Source organism: Chitinophaga sp. sic0106 (genome assembly GCF_019219075.1).
In the GTDB taxonomy this organism is placed as follows: domain Bacteria; phylum Bacteroidota; class Bacteroidia; order Chitinophagales; family Chitinophagaceae; genus Chitinophaga.
Genome location: NZ_JAHUWJ010000009.1, coordinates 63,059 through 82,499, shown reverse-complemented (window position 1 = coordinate 82,499; position 19,441 = coordinate 63,059). Strand labels below are relative to the sequence as shown.

The following is a 19,441-nucleotide window of genomic DNA, read 5'->3' as shown; positions in this document are numbered from 1 at the left end:
ACACCCGTGTGCTGTTTTCTCATAACTACAAAACCATCCTGATATTATCGGAAGCCTAAGCTAATTTTTTTTCCTTGTAATTTATAACCGTTGGTCACAATTTCTTTTCTGCCCACAAAAAAATACAGGACGCCAGCAGCGGCAGTATCCAGTACCAGCAGATCTTTGCCGGCACTGATTCCTGGCGGATTTCAGGGCTTTCCTCCCTTAATTCAGCCCAGTCGGTGGGTGCAAACACATAACCATGATAAGTTTCCGTACCCCACTGTAAGGTATGCCAGCCGCTTGCTGCCGGCCACCAGGTGGCGGTAAAGTGATCGTCCTGGAGAGCATCCTGTGCAAGCGGTAATCGCACCTGCCTTGCCAGTACAAAGCTGTCAGGTTGCTTTCCGGTATTTTTCAGGGAGATGGTAATCTGATCGTTGATGGTGGCAAAGAAAGGCTGTAGTTCCACGGCTGACTTAGCACCCGTGTTTCCGGCTGCTGCGCTCAGTACGGTTGTCCAATAATGGCCGTAGGCGGTGGTATCGCCCTGCAGCTTCCAGGCAAAGGTATTACTGCTACCCAGTTGCAGCAGCCGGCCCATACCCTGTGTGGTAATCGTCACGGCAGGTTTGCCGGTACTGTCTTTCAGCAGCACGGCACCGCTAAGGGAGGCCTGCGTACTGTCGGCCAGGTACACCAGGCCCTTATCACTGCTTCGAATGGCGGCTTGCAATAAATTTTTCTCTGAAGCGGTGAGCGCTGTGGGTTCCGCCATGATCACATCAAACTGCTCCAGCAGTTTGTTATTGATCGCATCCAGGGACACGGGGTTCATGTTATTAAACCGGGTTACGTACTTGCTGGTAGCTACGCGACTCCTCATGGCCACCGGCATACCCTGTGTGGCCAGCCAGTCCGCCAGGAAGCGGTTTTCAAAGGCAGGGCTGCCGGATATAAATAGTACGGCTATACGTTTTTCCGACAGCACTTCTACCGGCAACGGATATACGATAGTATCCCTGTTATTGACGGCGAACACCTGCAGCACTCCTGTTCCTAAAAACGGTGGTACTGTTTGTAAGCTGACGGTGGTATCATGGCCGGCGGCCACCGTGGTGCTGTCGAGGGTTATACCGGCATATCCCAGGTATAATCGTGTATTCGTACCCGTGGTATTATGATACTTTCCCTGGAAACGCAGCGGCGCCAGGTACGGCAATGTCTTCTCCCAATACCCACTGGCAAACACCGGTTTAGCAGGGGTAAGCAGGGTATCTTTTTTATTTTGGGGAGATGCCGGTGCTGCTGTTTGATGATGAACACCTAGCTTTACCAGGCTCACGACCGCCAGGGTGGTTGCCAGGAGTCGCGCTACCAGCAATCGTTTGCTGGCACGCTTATATTCCTGCCACAGCAACACGGCCAGCAGCAGTACGCCGGCGCCGATATAGCCGTATGTCCATTGCTGCATCATTGACTACCGGTTTTTTTAAGATTTTTAAAATAGCTTTCTTCCAGCTTGCTCTGCGGCCGCACACCCGGCTGTGGCAAGGTGCGGGGCTGCAACAGGTGGTACATGCCCTGGCGTGCAGTGGTATAATCTGCCGTGGCGGCTTTTCCTTCCTGTATCTTGCGCAAGGCCTCCATGGCGCCCAGGTATTTACCGGGCTCCCGAGCGGCTGCCGTGGTCAGTCTGCCAAGCGATTGCCGTATTACCTCCGCTGCGCTGGCATCTGCCGAAGGCAAAAAAACCTGGTTATCCAATATGGAAAGGGCTGCCCGCAACACGGCGTCAGGATCATTATAGTCGAAGGCCTGCTTCATGATGGCCGGGCTGATCTTATCCTGTTCACCACTGAGGCGTTTCTCCGGCTTCAGCGGCGTGGTTTTAGTCCCTGTTTTGGCCACAAAGGCACGCGATTTCTGCTGCAAGTCCTTGAGCAGGCGCAGGGCCTTATACTCAAACGGCAAGGCCTCCTGCGGCCTATATAAGCGCAACTGCAGTTCTGCCTTCCACATTTCTGTTAGGGTAGCTTTCAGCTGCTTTTTAATTTCCGGATCAAAAAAGGTAGCATCTTCCGCGTTGTCGTGCTTATGGGCAAAGGCGTCCATGAGGCCTTCGGCATCGCCGAATGCGGGCTCTTTGCCATGATCGTGCTCATCGTGATCATCATGGTCATGCGCTCCTACACCGATATTGGTTTCGGATTCCTCCCCCAGAAACTTGCCGTAGCGCAGGCGCAGCAGCTTCTGATCGGTGCCCAGTTCGTTGCTGCGACTGTTAAACTTAGCGGTGCCCAGACTGTCCTTATCCCTGATCAGCGCTTCCGTTTCAATGATGATCTGGCGCTGGCTGCGGAAATATTCCGGCTTGATGTTGAGGGCCGTCACCATTCCGTCCATGCTAAACAGCGCTGCGGTATCCGGCAGCGTGACGATGAATACATCCGACAATGTTTGTTGATCCCTACTATCGGTAACGGCTATATGAAAATACAATTCATCCCCTGGCTTCATGCCCAGGGTGTTCAGAAGCAGTGTTTTAGTAGCGGCAGCTGAGGGAGGACGGGAATTAAAGGACTGGTCGAAATGGAAGTCCTGTTCCCGGAATTTCACCCCTTCCCCACTCCCACTGGCAATGGTGGCGGATATGTGTGCACTTTTGATGGCATAGTCGTCTGTTAGCCGTGCATCAATGCGCACTACAGGAGGGCGACCCAAATCAATGGTGGTATTGGGCTGCGGACTGTTTACTTTTACCAGCGGAGGATGGTCGGGGATCATTTGCAACTGGTAATAACCGGAAAGTAGGGTATCCAGTTGTACCTGGTAAAATCCCGGATGGTGGATACGCCGCTCTCCGGTCCACGAAGTACCGTCGGCAGAGGGTTTCAGGGATAGCACGGTACTGTCACTGAACAACAGGTGCACCTGGTTAATCCGTGTTTTGGTATGTAGCTCCCAGGAAACAGCTGCGCTGTCTTCTACCAAAAGATTAAACGTACTTTGTTTTCGTATAGCCTTACCCGTATAAGATGGAGGTATAACGGTGATGGATATACTTTTTACACCCGGTATTACTTTCTCCACCGGCTGCTTTATTACCTCCTTTTCAGGGCGGGCTATGCTTTCGCGGGAATATACGATGTAGCTCAGGCCGCCGGCGATCAGCCACATGATCAGGCTGTTCCATACAGGTTTATAAAAAGAGAGGGGCAGGTTTAGCAGTGCGAGTCGCGCTGAAATTTTTTGTACCTGCAGGGACTCCAGCAAATTCAGCTGTGCAGGATCTTTTAAAAACAGGCCTGCACTGTCTTCCAGCTCCGGAAACTGCTGATTGAGCCAGGTGGCCATTTCTGTTTTATCCGGCAGGTGCAGCAGAAAATTAACCAGGAAAACGAGCAGGTAGGCCACGCCGGCAAATATGCCGGACTTGCCCCAGAGGGCGCATCCCGTCATGGCTACGGCCATGGATTGTATCACGATGGCGGCTATACGTAGTATAATCCAGCGATTGCGCCAGGCGCTCAATATGTTATATCCCCGCTTCACCATATCCGTTTGTTTTAGGGGTTTTGAGAGCGAGGTATCTTTCCAGTGCGAATACAAGGAATATCAGTATCCAGCAGAGCTGTTGGAGGTCGGTAGTATCGTTTACAGGCATTTTGGTATTTGAAGCTACAGCTGCCGGGCCTGTTAACTGCGCGGCAGCTACGGCGCGGAGGTCGTGCCCGGCAGCAGGCGGCACTGGCAGCAGGGCATGCAGCAGTATTTCGGGAAACTGCCCGTTATCGGGCAAGCTGCACCATTCCCTGTTGACATGCGTATACAGCGTGTAGGCGTTATTGTTATAAGTAATCAGGGGATGGTGGTAGGTATCATAAAGTACCACGCTATCGCTGGTTTGCGCGGGTATATATTTGAAAATTCCCACTGAGCCGGCGGAAGCATTGGTACTAATCGGCTTACCGGTGGCATATTTCAGTACTTTCCCATTCGTGGTGGCTGGCAGCGCTGCGTCAGATAACCAGCAAATCCAGTCGTAGTTTTCTCCGGCTGGTTTAGTGGTGGTGATGGAGAGGTTGATGCCGGTAAACTGCTGAACAGTTTGCAGGGCGTATATGACGGCGTCCGCATCGGATTTATACTGATCGGTGTACACACAAATCTTTAGCGGGGCCATATTCGCAACAGGCACCTGTTGTCGGGTATAATAGGTGTATGCCGCACCGGAGTGACCGGTAATTGCCATGGCTGCGCCATTCGCAAGCGGGTACGTGTATGCATTCCAGTTATTAACGGTATCATTATCGGCGTATACTTTCCATTGCACCTGAAGATCCAGCTCCGGGCGCCGGCCATAGAAGCGGCGTTGCTGGCTGCCGCTGTAAACATACAGCGGAAAACCAGCCGGCAGTTGAGCTTCCAGGGTTTTTAGCAGTTGCCAGTAGCCCAAAGTGGTAGTATCACCTGATGGCAGGTGATTGACATGGATACGGTTAAAGGCGGCATCAAAGCGGTGCAGCTGGCAACCGGATTCCAACAGGGAATCAATTTCGGATTTGAAATGCGGGTAGGCGCCGTCTTCCAGGATAATCCAGCCGCGCTGCCCACGGGTGAGCGTGCGCTGCCACACCGGGTGCGACAACAATACAGCCAGCAGCCCTATCAGCAGGCAGCGAAGCAGCAACAGCAACCAGTCGGAAATGCGCACACTTCGTGCATGCCTTACCGTAGCTGTTTTCAGCAGCTGAATACTGCCTATTTTCAGAATTTTTCCCGGCTTGCGGTTCCATAGGTGTATCAACACCGGCGCAATGATGGCGGCACTTAAAAATAACCATATGGGTTGAAGCAGTTGCAGCAAAGCTATCGTCGTATTTTACTGTAGTGGAGGAGGAAATCGCGCAGCGCCATATCCATAGGCGACTGCAGACTCAACATCCTGTAATGAATATTTTTTTCCAGGAGGTGGCGACGGACATTGTTCGTAAACGCTTGCCAGGCTTGTGCGAAGCGGGTGGCATCCACGCTACCGTCCAGCTGCAGCACCTCTCCTGTTTCCAGGTCTTCCACGGCCTGGAAGCCATTGAACTGTGCGGCTTGCTCCTGTTCTCCTGCCAGGTGAAAAGCGATGACTTCATGGCCCATGGCGGCGAAGGCATCGAGGAGTCGCATTATTTCAGCGTTGTGCTCGTAGAAATCAGTGATGAACACAATCAGTCTTCGTTTATGCGGCCCCGTAGTAAAGCTGGTGCTACTGGCCTGTTCTGGCAGGCGGCCACCGGCCTGGAGTTGTTCCAGCTGGTAATAGAACCGGGCCATGTGACTGGCTTCACGGCGGGCGGCCAGCGTGGTGATATCACCGTTGCTGATGGCGGCAAGGCCGGTAGCATCGCCCTGCAGGTGTGATAAATAGCCGAGTGAGGCAGCCAGGTAGCGGGCATAATCAATTTTTGAAATACCCCCTTCTGTGTGCTGCATGGAGTTGCTGGCGTCTATCACTACCTGGATGTCGATACTGGTTTCGATTTCCGATTGCCGCACATAATATCTGTCGGACCGTGCGTACATTTTCCAGTCGAGCCAGCGCAGATCGTCACTAGGCTGATAGCTGCGGTACTGGCTGAACTCCAGGCCCACTCCCTTCATCCTGCTGGCATGCATGCCGGTCAGGAAACCGTCTACCACTGTTCTGGCAGCCAGTTGAATATCCCTGATGGCGAGGATGGTAGCGGGTGAAAGCAGTTTACTCATGTTATCAGGCTATGCTGGTGGCGGTTCTGGTAATATTTTTCAGTAAGATGCTAGTGACATCGTCTGGCTGTACCCCTTCGGCTTCGGCTTTAAAGCTCATGAGCACGCGGTGGCGCAGTACTGGGAAGGCCATGGTGCGTATATCTTCCATGTTTACGGCGAAGCGGCCATGGAGCAGCGCATAGGCTTTGGCAGTGAGGATCAGGGCCTGCCCGGCCCGTGGTCCGGCGCCCCAGCGTACCAGTTCCTTTACGGCGTCGACGGTGGTGGTGAGCGGGCGGGTGGCGCGTACGAGGCGACTCACATACCCGATCAGTTCCGGATCGATGGCCACTTCTCTTACGAGTTGTTGTAGCTGAATGATTTCGGTGGCATTGAGGACGGGCTGTATATTGGCCTTGCCGGTACCGGTGGTTCCAGCGAGGATGGCCGTTTCTTCCTGCTCACCGGGGTATCCGATGCGGATATACAACAGGAAGCGGTCCAGCTGTGCTTCCGGCAGCGGATAGGTACCTGATTGTTCGATCGGGTTCTGGGTGGCTAATATAAAGAAGGGCCTGTCCAATGGATAGGTTTGCCCTGCATAGGTGACTTCAAATTCCTGCATGGCTTCCAGCAGGGCGGATTGTGTTTTGGGAGGTGTACGGTTGATCTCATCTGCCAGGATAATATTGGCGAAAAGCGGGCCTTTATTGAATTTAAAGAAGCGTTTGCCGGTAGCATGATCTTCCTCCAGCACTTCGGTGCCGATGATATCGGTGGGCATGAGGTCCGGCGTAAATTGAATACGGCGGAAAGGCAGGTCCAGCGCTTGCGCCAGGGTGCGCACCAGCAGTGTTTTTGCTAGTCCGGGTACTCCTTCGAGCAGGCAGTGTCCACCGGCGAGCATGGCCACCAGTACTTCGTCGAGCACTGTTTCCTGTCCAACTATTACCTTTTTTATTTCCTGGCGGAGCACAGGAAGCTTTTGCAGCAGTTGTTGCAACATATTCTCATTAAGCATCATACCATCGTTTAGCGAAGAAAATGGTTGTGTATAGGCACTAATGTAATAACAATCACCTTAAATTAATAACCGGTCATCAAGAAAATGAGCCGTTATCCTGTAAGAATAATTTTTTTCTCCCACAAAAAATGCATTTTGTATTATTACGCAAACGGCATTCATGAAGGGAAATACATTCACATTTGTAAGGCTACGGTATAAATCGGGCGATTGGGATACGGATCAGCGCATGCCATCCAACATCCTGAATTCACTGATTGAATACACGACTATTCCCGTGGCTATGCAGGAAAAAGTGATAGACCTCAGCAGTCCGGAATTGTTTCAATACCCTTTTTGTTACCTCAGCGGGCATAAGCTGGTGCAGTTCGACAAGCAGGAGGCGGCCAATTTTAAGCAGTATGTGCAAAACGGCGGCTTTGTGTTTGTGGATGACTGCAACCATGATATCGACGGGCTGTTTGCCCGTTCGTTTGAAAAAACGATAGCCAGCTTGTTCGGACCGTCGGCTTTACAGAAGATTCCTAATAGCCACGGTCTGTACCGCAGTTTCTTCACTTTTGAAAACGGCCCTCCCAATACCTCTTTTGAGCTCAATGGCTGGGGGGATGACCTGATACACGAATACCTCAAGGCGATCACCGTTAACGGCAGGATCGGGCTCTTATACAGCAATAAGGACTATGGGTGCGAGTGGGATTATGATTTCAGGAATAAGCGCTTTTTGGCGGAGGACAATACGAAGTTTGGGGTGAATATTATCGTGTATGCGATGCAGTGAGGAAGCTTTGCACTCAAATGGGCGTAAGGATTATGTTTTGCCTTTTTTGCTCGCAAAGCAGCATAAGCAGGTAAGCAGCAAAGGATTTTTGTTTTGTTTATTTAATGGGTGTTTGTCCAGGCCTCAGGCCTGGACAAACACCCATTCTGATTAAAAAGGGCCGCAGGCCCTTTTTAATCAGAAGATTATTTTACACCAAATTTATAAATAGTCGTTTGCGTATAAGTCTCCCCTGGTTTCAGGATCACATTCGGGAATGAAGCCTCATTCGGCGAATTTGGGAAATGCTGTGCTTCCAGGCACAGTGCCGCATGCTGCGGATATTTTCTGCCTTGTGCAGTATACTGTAAGGTACCATCCAGGAAGTTACCGGAATAGAACTGAATACCAGGCTCGGTGGTGGCTACTTCCATGTATCTGCCGGAAGCGGGATCGTAGAGGGTAGCGATCGTTTCGAGCTGACCGGCGTTCTTATCAAGCACCCAGTTATGATCGAAGCCTCCTTTAACGGCGGCGATATCCTGTCCTACTTTTTTAGGTGTGGTGAAATCCATTGGCGTGCCTTTTACCTCTGTCAGTTTACCGGTAGGAATGAGTTTATCATTCACAGGGGTGTATTTAGCTGCTTTGATTGACAGCTCATGGTTGAGGATGGTGCTGTCTTTACCGGCGGAGAGGTTAAAGTACGCGTGGTTGGTCAGGTTTACCGGTGTTGCTTTATCGGTAGTAGCCTTATAGTCGATGCGCAGGGCGTTGTCAGGCGTGAGGGTATACACCACGGTAGCGGTGAGGTTGCCCGGGTAGCCTTCTTCTCCGTCTTTACTGCTGTAGGTCAGCTGCAGTGCGGTGTCGCCCTGCTGGCTGCCGGTCCATACCACTTTATCAAAGCCTTTCAAACCACCATGCAGCGTGTTGCCGTGATCGTTAGCGGCGAGGGTATATTCTTTACCATCCAGGGTAAATTTAGCATTGGCGATGCGGTTGGCATAGCGGCCAATCAATGCACCGAAGTACGGCTGGCCTTTTTGCTGGTAGCCTGCCAGGGAGTCGTACGACAACACCACGTTACCGGACACACCTTGTTTATCCGGGGTGATGATATCGGTGACGGTACCACCGTAGTTCAGAATTTTCACTTCCATTCCATTGGCATTGCGGAGGGTATACTCCAATACCTCCTGTCCGTCGGATGTTCCGAATGGGCGCGCCTGTTGTGTTAACACCATAGTATCTTGTTTAGCTTTTTCTTCCTTGCTGCCGGTTGTATTGTTGTTACAGGCGGCGAACAGGCTGCCTGCCATAAAAAGAGTACATAAGGGTTTGTAAGTCAGTTCCATAACGTATTCTGGTTATTAAGTGTAAGAATAACAATTTCTAAATATCGTGATTAAACTTTGAAATGCAAACTGTACTATCCTGCTCCGTTTGTTAAACACTTGTTATGCAATAATGGGTGTGTCCGGTTGCAGATGCGCTCCCGTTGCCGATTTTTATGTATCTTTGCACTTTATGTTTACTACTTCTTCCATATCGGATATTGTGTTGTAAACAATCTGTTGTGCTGAATCAGATTGTTACTTCGTTATTCCCGGATCACTCCTCCCGGGATTAGTTACTGTGTATTTACAATTTTAACCTGCGTACCATGCTACATGCATTCGTATGCCTATACATGAAGAAATGTCTAACGAACACAATATCAATATTTCTATTTACGGATGGAATAACACCTTACATGAATTAAAACAAACATCTGCCTATCACGCCATGCTACATGGCCGGGTAACGGTGGTACACCGGACCTGCTACGAGGTAATTGCAGAAGACGGGCTGTTTCAATGTGAACTTACGGGAAACATGCTCTATGGGAAATCAGCGTCTGAACTGCCTTGTACGGGCGACTGGGTAACATTCCAGCCATTTGACGAGCATAAAGGCATCATCCTGGACATGCTGCCGCGGGAGCGAACGCTGTACCGCCGCAAAAGTGGTACGGTAGCGGATAAACAAGCCATCGCTGCTTATGTGGACAAGGCCTTTATTGTACAGGGGCTGGACGATAACTTCAACGTTCGCAGGGCGGAACGCTTTATGGTGCAGATACTGGAAGAAAATATCCAGCCGGTGCTGGTGCTCAACAAGGCCGATCTGCCGTTCGACAAGCAGCAGGTCCTCGCCGCGATTCAACACCTGAGCAACCAGATGCCGGTATTTTTTACCAGTACGCATCAGCCGGAAACTATCCTTGCATTAAAGGAAAGCATTTCGACTGGTGAAACGGTGGTATTCGTAGGCTCGTCCGGGGTAGGAAAAAGTTCACTGGTAAATGCGCTGTGTGGTGAGCAGTCGTTACTCACCTCACATATCAGTGAGTCCACCGGAAAGGGCCGGCATACTTCCACCCGCCGGGAAATGGTACTGATGGATGGTGCAGGCGTGCTGATCGACACACCTGGTGTCAGGGAGTTTGGTCTGGTACTGGACAATCCCGACGCGCTTGAACAGGCACTGGAAATTTCCGATTATGCGGATGCCTGCCGCTTCCGCGACTGTCAGCATATCAATGAGGCCGGATGCGCGGTGATCGCAGCAGTGCAGGAAGGCGCCTTAGACCAAAAAGTTTATGAGAGCTACCTGAAACTACGCCGTGAAGCCTGGCATTATACAGCTTCTAAACATGAAAAAAAGAAATGGGAAAGATCCTTTACGAAGATTGTAGAGGAAGCGAAAAAAATATCCAAACATTAAGGACAACGAGGCGGTATCATCACTTTTGATACCGCCTTTTTGTTAAGCAATTGTTATGCAGCAAGTGAAGCAGGTGCAGTAGTATTTTTAGTTTGATTTATTAAGGTAATATTGGAAAAAGTTGGAGAAAACCCTTTCCTGTGTTGCCCGACTCACAATATTCAACCATAAGCCTATTTGCACATGCCCATAACATCCAGATTGCTAATATTGACGGCTATGCTGGCGATGGTGTTGGCTACTACCGCACAAACGCCCTTCCCGCTCTATGGAAATGGCAAAGTTCCGAATGCGATTGCCAGCAACTCCGACATGGACACCTTACGGGGCAAGAGCTGGCTGACATCGGCAGACACCATCATCTTCCGGGCAAAAACTATCATGCCCACCCTTACCGTGTATGCACCAGCTTCAGGCAAGGCGACTGGCGCAGCGGTAATTGTTTGCTCCGGCGGCTCCTACCGTAATGTGGCCGACCGCGTAGAAGGCATCCCTGCCGCAGAAAAGCTCGCAGCAGCAGGTATCACTGCATTCCTGCTACACTACAGAGTGCCCCGTGCAGACCTGATGATCAACAAAGAAACCGGCCCCGTGCAGGACGCACAACGCGCCATTCAATACGTCAGAGAACATGCGGAACAATATCATATCAAAGTAGACCAGGTAGGCATCATGGGCTTTTCAGCAGGCGGACACCTCGTATCAACCGCAGGTACACATTTCAACAAAACATATATCGATAATCCCCGTAATACCAGTCTTCGACCTGACTTCATGGTGCTGGTATATCCCGTCATCAGCTTTGCTGACAGCCTTACACACGAACTATCGCGCCAAAACCTGATTGGCCCGGCCATCACCCGGGAAAAAATCACGGAATACTCCAATGAACTACAGGTAACACCAGCCACACCGCCAACGTTTATCGTACATGCTGTGGACGATCAAATTGTTAAAGTAGGCAACAGCCTCTGTTTCGTGGCAGCCATGGAGCAACAGCAGGTACCGGTAAAATTCTTTGTATATACCAAAGGTGGCCATGGCTTTGGTGTCAACAACAACACCGCTGCTATTCAGTGGATAGACCCCTGTATTTCATGGATCAAAGCCGCTACCTGGAGCGCTACGACACAAGCAAGCAATTACTCTTCGAAGTAGCGACGGACTTTGCGTGTAACTTTATCCGTGGCCGCAATACAAGGCCGCTCGATAAAATGCCAGGTCAGTGTGAAAATCGCAATCAGCAACACACTGGATAGCGTTACGATCAGCCAGTGCACCTTCGAAAGCCAGACTCCATACCACACCGGCAATTATAAACCTGGTACCGTCAATCCCGTTGATGGCAGGTTCCATAATTAACAGCCAACCTCCTATGTGCAGTAGCAGGGCGGATAACGGCTCCTTTAACCTCCAGTCAGATAATATCCCTACCATCACCAACAGTAGCAACAATAGAAAGCAATACAATGGCAAAATCCGCATACATCTTGATACATACAACTTCAACCAGTCAATTCCCTGCTGCTTTGCTGCAAATAATTTAGAAAAGAAGAGAAATGCTGTGATCATAAAAAACAAAGAAACGCTGGTAGGCCCGAAATGACTGAACACCCGCGATGGAGGAAAAGTCCAACCTCTCCCATGTAAAAAATAATACCAGATCACCGAATGATGGAGAAACACAAAAAATGCAAGATAGCCATGCAAACCGTCGATAGATTTATAACGGCCTTCCAACGGAGTAATGTACAACAGCTTACTAATTATTGTTATTACCACCAGTACAAGTAAAAATATCGGTATTACCGGGAACAGACTAACAGGGGATATATAGGTAAGGTATTAGGGTAGACGTCAGCGTTAGCAATATCTGAAATCTTACTGCAACCACCCTGACACCAATGAAAGCAACCCCGCCCGATCATTTGCAATTTGCCACCCTTATTATCATTTTGAAAATCCAACCAAACTCCGTCTTCGTAAATACCTTTCGAATAACCAGATGCAATAACCAATATAAGCGCTTCGATTCCTCCCTATCGTAAGCCATAGTGCCGTCCCTGCTTCATTTCACCTCCAGGAAATGCTGTGGCAGCCTATTATCCGCATTCATCTCTTTTCTTTAAACGTCCCGGACGGGATAATTATTCACCCCTAAACGCACATTTAATATGACAAGAAACGCGCTCTGTTACATCACTAACGAGACCGAGTACAGTTACAATCCACAAAACCTGAACCTCATGCATGGGAGAGCCCATACTTCTCCCCAGGATATTGCAGTAGGTGATTACAAGAAATTGTTGTTCGCCTTTTATAAGACGCCCAATGCAGCCCATGGTTCCACCGCCCACGTGCAATATCAGCTAAACGATGGCTCCATGTTATATTTAGCAATTAACTGCCCGTATGACGAAGCCGGCTCCGATGATGGCAGCGACTGCTTCTTCTATGCCGGTATTCAGAGTATTCCCAGCAAAGGCACTTTATACACTGTGGACTATTCTATTGACATTGATGGCAGCGGCATGAACCCTTCGAATCCTACGAAAGGGAATAGTGTGACTGCTTACCTCACCCTCAAACGTAAATCTTAATTCAAAAAACATTAACATGAGTTCAGCCAGAACAGCAAGTGTCACCATCATTGCTACCAACAGTACGAATGCGGGCGATATTACATTCAGTACCTTTAGTTTTCTGAAAGATGGTTCTTTATATCCCGATTCATTGCCGCCTGTAATTGTTCCGACATTAGCAGACGGTGATAAGGCCACGATTCTTCAGGTGTATTCACCCCCGTCATACGGTACACCAAATAAAGCAGACTGTAAAGGCACCGCTATTTTCAACCTCCCGACAGGTCCGCAGTTGACAATTACCTATAATCTCAGCGGCCTGAATGGAGGCCCTATGCCTTCTATCGTTCCAGGCCAGGGCTATTATGTAGAAGGGGCTACCACGCCAGTTGTTGATGGTTATAATTATACGTTTACCATTACCATCCGATCTAATTAATACGCCTCAAAAATTCAACATCCTATGAGAAAAACCACTATTAAATGTTGTTATCTGATGCTGCTGTTGTTAACCGGCATTCAGGTAGCGCAGGCTCAGTCTGCGCAACGGAAAACTACTAACAGCAAGCAGCTGGCTCCAGGTACACCATTTAATGGTGTGTTGCAGGGAAAGATGACTGTCAACGCCAACGGTGCAGCCACATACAGCATTTCTTTAACGCTGCCGCCTGGCAACCAGGGCGCAGCTCCTTCCCTGCAACTCTCATTTAACAGTCAGTCAGGCAACGGCCTGTTAGGTATGGGCTGGGGAATAACCGGCATTTCAGCTATCACGAGGTCGGGCGCCACTGTTCCGCAGGATGGTTTCCGCGGTGGTGTAAACTATGATACCAACGACCGGTTTTCATTAAGCGGTACAAGGCTCATGAATAATTCCGCACAAAGCGGTACCTACTTCACCCCGCGCAGCACTTATTTCACACAGCAGCAAAGCTGGAAAAAAGTGACTGCTCTTGGCACCGCCGGTCAAGGTCCCGAAGCCTTTATTGTACAACTTAAAAATGGCTCTACCGCCACCTTCGGCACAGGCTATGGCAGCCAGGTGGTGGCACAAGGGGCGGACTTCAACAGCGGCGCATTAAAAGGTACCATCAAAAAATGGATGGTACAGGAATATGTAAGCACCACCGGCAACAAAGTAAAATTTTCCTATTCCAAAACGCCCGCTAACATACAGGGACAGCCTATGACCGGATGCGCCAGCGATGGCACTTCCTACCCGGATGTGATATCCTACGGCAGCACATATACGAACGAGTCAAACCGGTTTGTAAAGTTCTACTACGAACCCCGCCCGGATACACTACTGTATTTTGCCGGTGGCGCCAACAGTGCCATCTCCGTTCGCCTCAAGGCTATCCGCACTTATATTGTAAAAGGCCAGGACACCGTACCTGTGAAAACATACTGGCTGACCTACGACAGTACTAACCCGGCACCCATCAGCCGCATCGCTGCTATCAATGAATACGGCACCTACGGTGGTGCAACGGCGCCGATTACACTACAATGGACCAACGGGCCTAACGGCTTTGTTCAGCAATCTGCCAGGTATGAAGGGCCCCCTACCAATACCGGCTATGAAGGCGATTTCAATGGCGATGGAAAAACAGATCTGCTCCCGCTGAACAGCGCCAGTATGGTGGAAGCCATTTACTATGCCAATGGCAGCGGATTTACCATGCAGAAACTACCAAGTCCTATTGATATTTCTGACCAATCGTACGTGGCCGATTATAATGGCGACGGCTTCCCTGACCTGATGGTCCTGAATGCAGGATTAGCCAATATCTATTTTTGTGATCCGCAAACCCATGTGCTCAGCGCAAAACCGGTTGTAACCAGGGACCTGAAATTTAATACCAACTGCTCCAATTGTATTTTCACTTCAGATATGAATGGTGATGGTATGGCCGATCTGCTGTCCATCATGGGTACTACCGCGTATGTATATTTATCCAATGGCAATGGTTTTAAGCCTGCACAAACCATCTCCAATATGCAGCTTGCCTCCGGAGAAATCTTCGTAGTGGATGTTAACGGAGATTCCCAGGCAGATCTGTATAGCGCAGATTCTAAAAGCGGCACCCTCTATCTCTCCAATTTTTCTCAATCCAATCAATTTGCCGCCCCTATTCCTATAGCAGGAATGAATATCAGCGCTGACCCAGGTAGCAACCTGGTGGCGGATTTCAATAACGATGGCCTTACCGACCTGCTCACTTTCAACGGACAGGCATATACGATGTATTTTTCCAATGGCAAAGGTTTCGCCGCCGGCCAACCATTATCTGGCATGAACCTCAACAGTACCACCAACTGGATCAGTGACTTTAACGGCGACGGCACCATGGATATCTATGCTTTCAATGGCACCCTGGCTACGGTATACTACAACTATTGTGGAAAATTCTATCCCCAGCCAACCAGGCCTCCAACGGTACAAACGGGTTATGCCTGGCTGGGTGACTTCAATGGCGACGGTGTGGCTGATATTTTTACTGCCAATAATAATACGATTTACTTTGGGGGTGATCAAAATTCAGGGACAGTACAAACCAGTAACCAGGTACCTGACCTGGTTACCAGTATTAACAATGGCATCAATGGCACCTATCAGTTTCAGCATACACCCATGACCAGCAGTGCTGTATACAGCCAAGGAGGTAACAATAATGCTCTTGTGGATGGACTGTATCTGCAAAACCGGTACAACTCAACTGTTTTATCTGCTACGCAGTCTTCCTTGTATCCATATGTGTCCACGCAGTCTTCCTCCTACCTGGTGCAACGTTATGTGCTGAGTGACGGCATGGGTAATAATTATCCCTATAACTTTAAATACAGTGGCTCACTCACTGACATGCAAGCATATGGGTGGCTGGGTTTCAGCCAGGTACAGGAAACAGACAGCAGCGCCGGTAATGTAACCACCAATACCTACTTACAGCAATTTCCATTTACCGGAAAAGTACAATCCTGTACTACCCAGGATTTAAAAGGGAATCTGTTGTCGCGCAACCGCAACCAGTATTACCAGCAGGCAGATACCTTTAATACCAATGCCATCTGTTACCAGGTGTTCAACGCAGCCAATCGTATAGATCATTATGACTACGGGCAATTCGCCTTTACCATTGGCACAAACTACGGCTACGACGATTTCGGCAATACTGTGCTCACGGAACAACTCAATGACACTGCAGAAAACCATCGTTTGCTTACGGAAGTAAGGTATATCAACGACAGTGTAACCTGGCATATCGGGTATAAACATGAACAAAGGATCGCTTCAGACACCACGCAGGCGGCCATTCTCCAGCAACAAACCTGGCAATATAACAACCAGCGTTCCTGGCTGCCAAACCAAAACAGCATGTGGCTGAACGCTAACAACACCTGGCTGAATAACCAATATGGTTATGATATATATGGGAACCAAATCATGACAGTAAATGCAGCTGGTGACACGAACCGGATTGTTGTAGATACCGCCTACCACTCCTTTCCGGCAAAAATGATCAGTCCGCCTAATCAATGGGGTAACCAACTTACCACGTTAATCAAAATTGATCCGGCTAACGGGCAAACTATTAGTACCACCGATGCCAATAATATTACATTCACAACACTTTGTGATCAGTTCGGGCGGGATAGTGTTTCACTCGGACCGGATAGTACCGGCAAACAGGTAGTATTGTCCAACTACGCCTACTTCACAAACCTGCCTGCTGGTTTTGTGCAACAGCGCGTAGTACGCAGTAACTGGGCAGGCACCCAATGGGACACTTCCTTTGTGGTGTATGATGGATTATCCCGTGAAGTCCAACGAAGCTGGCAAGGTATTAACCGCCAACAGGTGCTGCAGCAGAAAGCATATAACAGCAATAATCAACTGACCGTTTTCTCCCTTCCGTACTTCCCGTCGGATAGTGCGCAGGTCACCCGACTTTCCTATGATCCTTATCGCCGGCCTGTACAAATTTCCATTCCTGGCCCCGGTAATAGTACCATTAGTAACATCTTCAACTATTATAACAAAACCACCGCCATCACACTGGCAGCAAGCACTCCTGACTCTGCCACCATTTATCGGACGGTTGACTACTATGGTGGCAAACCCAAACCCACGCAGGCAACTGATGCAACAAAGCTCACCACCACTTATCAATATGACCCGCTTGGGCGTATCATTCAGGTAACAGATCCGGGGGGACTAACCAGTACCTATACTTACTTTTCTACCGGGGATCTTGCCAGTACTACCAACCCTGCAAGCGGCACCACGCAATATCTACGTAATTATACAAACAATAATTTTTTGGTAGTTCCTGCAAAAGGTGATACTATATTTTGTGAGATGGATGCACTTCAGCGGAGAATTGCTGTAGCCACCCACTATCAAAATACCAGTTACCAATATGACCTCAGTACGGTTAAAAATGGAATGACAAATCTCTGTAAGGTGGTAGACTCTCTGCTGCAAACCACACATACTTACAATTATGATGGCTACCATCGCCCAATCAGCACAAACATCCATACCGCTAACTATTCCTGTACGGAACAAAACTCCTACAATCCGGACGGCAGCATAGCCCTATTGATTTATCCGGATAGCAGTGTCGCTAACTACAGCTACTACAATAATGGGTATCTCCGTCAGGTCACGTTTGCGGAAGGACTGAATGCTACTCCTACCCCGTATCTTACCATTCCCCAGTACGATGCCTATGGCGATCAGCTACAGCTGATTTATGGTAACCAGGTACAACGGAATGCCACCTATTTGCCTTTTGGCAAGGTGCTAAACTATTCTATACTGTCTGGTGACACTACCCTCGCCAACAAAACATATAGCTGGACAAACCGCTACAATGTAGCATCTATAACGGATCACCTCGTGCCAGCCAACAGCGAAACTTACCAGTATGCACCAAATGGTCGCCTGATACAAGCATCTAATTCCCTGAGCAGCGCCAGTTATCAGTATAACCCCTCCGGAAATCTCACCCTGAAGGATAATATTACATACACCTACAATAATAACTATCAGGTGATAACCGGCACATTACAGGGACAGCAGGTGTACTCAGCCAGTTACGACAAAAATGGTAACTTATCCGGGCATACCATCAGCCTACAAGGCAATACCACGCCATTCACTTTCGGATACAACACATTTAATCAGCTGACAGCCATCCTTTCCGGCAGCGATACGCTAAGTGCTTTCGCTTATGATTATACCGGACAACGCACCTTTAAGAAAGACTTTAAATCCGGCAGCACCGAAATCTATGTATCACCAAACTACAATGTGATTAACAATAGCAAAGGTAGCCAAGGCATAAGATTCGTACAGATACCTGGGCAGCGGATAGCCTCAATATCCACCACCAAAGGGCCCAGCTACCTGCATGGCAATTTCATCAACTCCACCTTACTTACCACCAACACTACCGGCGCAGCCACCAGTAACATGAAATACACCCCTTATGGCACCTTGGATACCATAACTGGGTCAATCACCACTGATTACCTGTTTTCCGGGATGGAACTGGATGAAAATGGGCTGTATTATTTCAACGCCAGGTATTACAACCCCATCACAGGCAGGTTTATTACCGCAGATAATCAGTTAGGTGGTAAACCATATCAGTCGGACGTATATAACCGTTATGCCTATGCACTCAATAACCCCGTTAAGAATTATGATCCAAGCGGGCACTTTCTGATGGATGCCGAAATAATAGAGACATTTGAAGGCTCGGTGGAGCTAATGACACTCGTAGACATGGCGACGGCAATGGTAGCCCCGGAAGCAGTGCTGGCTGATGCCATAGAAGATGTATTAGCCACGTATATATCAGATGAAAGATTTGCCCGTATTGATGAACTGGCTGCCCTCGCCCAAGAGGAAGTAGGCCCACATTTTTGGGCTGCCTTAGGGGATGGACTCAAAGACCGAAGCCTGACACGTGCGGAGATAGTACCTATTTACAAATCATATCGTGATTACTATCAAGGAATGTCTGTAGAAGAGCGACTAAACATTGCCATAAGAAAACCCAAAGCTTCTATTTTTAGAGGTGTTAATGATGTGTATGGTTTTGATGCTTATGGCAACAGGATTTTCCAAAATACCGATCCAGAAGGTTTAAAGGACGAAAAGCTTGAACGTGATTCTTATCTGGAGATGGGTTGGGCAAGATGGGCGCAGACACCACAGCAAATAAACGAGGCTTTGAACAGTAGTGACGAAGATTTTAAGTTTACTATTTCTTTCAGAGACTTTCAGGTCAAAGTAGGAAGCAGCATAATATCGCACGCAGCCGTCGAAGGGGAAGGCGACCTAACGTATGGCGCAGGATACGTGAGCCTCAATCAGGACAACAACCTCGTGCTAAAAAATGTGACAGGTCATTACAGAGCTACGGGTGAATCATTACGCAACTCTGCATCCATCTGGATGCAGATGAGAAGGGCGGGAACAATCCAATTTAACAAGATTATTTACGCACCCTCAAACTTTTAAATAAATCGGGTGAGCATTTTTTTGCTCACCCGATTTAATATCATCCA

The 19,441-nt window shown here is 48.9% G+C and carries 13 protein-coding genes; 6 read left to right on the top strand and 7 right to left on the bottom strand.

Annotated features, from left to right (window positions below):
• Positions 1–94: 94 nt before the first annotated feature.
• Genes KW844_RS15135 through KW844_RS15115 form a run of 5 tightly spaced genes read right to left on the bottom strand, consistent with a single transcriptional unit; the run spans position 95 to position 6,748 of the window.
• Entirely contained in the window at positions 95–1,459 is a 1,365-nt protein-coding gene (locus KW844_RS15135; RefSeq protein WP_218377630.1) for a hypothetical protein, read from the bottom strand.
• A complete protein-coding gene (locus tag KW844_RS15130; protein ID WP_218377629.1) occupies positions 1,456–3,540 on the bottom strand; it encodes a hypothetical protein in 2,085 nt (694 codons plus the stop codon). Before KW844_RS15130 ends, KW844_RS15135 begins: the two co-directional genes overlap by 4 nt.
• Positions 3,521–4,852 (bottom strand): BatA domain-containing protein, encoded by a 1,332-nt coding sequence (locus tag KW844_RS15125; protein WP_218377628.1) that lies wholly within the window; start codon positions 4,850–4,852, stop codon positions 3,521–3,523. Before KW844_RS15125 ends, KW844_RS15130 begins: the two co-directional genes overlap by 20 nt.
• 2 nt (positions 4,853–4,854) lie before the next feature.
• Complete coding sequence (locus tag KW844_RS15120) at positions 4,855–5,742, bottom strand: DUF58 domain-containing protein (protein WP_218377627.1); 888 nt, start codon at positions 5,740–5,742, stop codon at positions 4,855–4,857.
• A gap of 4 nt (positions 5,743–5,746) precedes the next feature.
• The gene (locus KW844_RS15115) at positions 5,747–6,748 is read right to left on the bottom strand and encodes a MoxR family ATPase (RefSeq protein WP_218377626.1); all 1,002 of its coding nucleotides are present in this window, start codon (positions 6,746–6,748) and stop codon (positions 5,747–5,749) included.
• Positions 6,749–6,908: 160 nt separating this feature from the next.
• Here KW844_RS15115 and KW844_RS15110 point away from each other — a divergent pair, with 160 nt between their 5' ends.
• Complete coding sequence (locus KW844_RS15110; protein ID WP_218377625.1) at positions 6,909–7,529, top strand: DUF4159 domain-containing protein; 621 nt, start codon at positions 6,909–6,911, stop codon at positions 7,527–7,529.
• A gap of 185 nt (positions 7,530–7,714) precedes the next feature.
• Here KW844_RS15110 and KW844_RS15105 read toward each other — a convergent pair whose 3' ends face one another.
• Complete coding sequence (locus KW844_RS15105) at positions 7,715–8,866, bottom strand: aldose epimerase family protein (protein WP_218377624.1); 1,152 nt, start codon at positions 8,864–8,866, stop codon at positions 7,715–7,717.
• A gap of 343 nt (positions 8,867–9,209) precedes the next feature.
• On the opposite strand from KW844_RS15105, the gene rsgA reads away from it, so the two are divergent.
• Positions 9,210–10,277: a ribosome small subunit-dependent GTPase A gene (gene rsgA / locus KW844_RS15100; RefSeq protein ID WP_218377623.1), complete on the top strand. Its 1,068-nt coding sequence runs from the start codon at positions 9,210–9,212 to the stop codon at positions 10,275–10,277.
• Positions 10,278–10,460: 183 nt separating this feature from the next.
• Positions 10,461–11,435: an alpha/beta hydrolase gene (locus tag KW844_RS15095; RefSeq protein ID WP_218377622.1), complete on the top strand. Its 975-nt coding sequence runs from the start codon at positions 10,461–10,463 to the stop codon at positions 11,433–11,435.
• Positions 11,436–11,456: 21 nt separating this feature from the next.
• Here KW844_RS15095 and KW844_RS15090 read toward each other — a convergent pair whose 3' ends face one another.
• Positions 11,457–12,059: an acyltransferase family protein gene (locus tag KW844_RS15090; protein WP_218377621.1), complete on the bottom strand. Its 603-nt coding sequence runs from the start codon at positions 12,057–12,059 to the stop codon at positions 11,457–11,459.
• A gap of 392 nt (positions 12,060–12,451) precedes the next feature.
• Between KW844_RS15090 and KW844_RS15085 the strand changes: the two genes are divergently transcribed.
• Genes KW844_RS15085 through KW844_RS15075 form a run of 3 tightly spaced genes read left to right on the top strand, consistent with a single transcriptional unit; the run spans position 12,452 to position 19,394 of the window.
• The gene (locus KW844_RS15085) at positions 12,452–12,877 is read left to right on the top strand and encodes a hypothetical protein (RefSeq protein ID WP_218377620.1); all 426 of its coding nucleotides are present in this window, start codon (positions 12,452–12,454) and stop codon (positions 12,875–12,877) included.
• 16 nt (positions 12,878–12,893) lie between these two features.
• Positions 12,894–13,298 (top strand): hypothetical protein, encoded by a 405-nt coding sequence (locus KW844_RS15080; protein ID WP_218377619.1) that lies wholly within the window; start codon positions 12,894–12,896, stop codon positions 13,296–13,298.
• A 24-nt stretch (positions 13,299–13,322) separates the two neighbouring features.
• Positions 13,323–19,394: an FG-GAP-like repeat-containing protein gene (locus KW844_RS15075; RefSeq protein ID WP_218377618.1), complete on the top strand. Its 6,072-nt coding sequence runs from the start codon at positions 13,323–13,325 to the stop codon at positions 19,392–19,394.
• Positions 19,395–19,441: the final 47 nt, after the last annotated feature.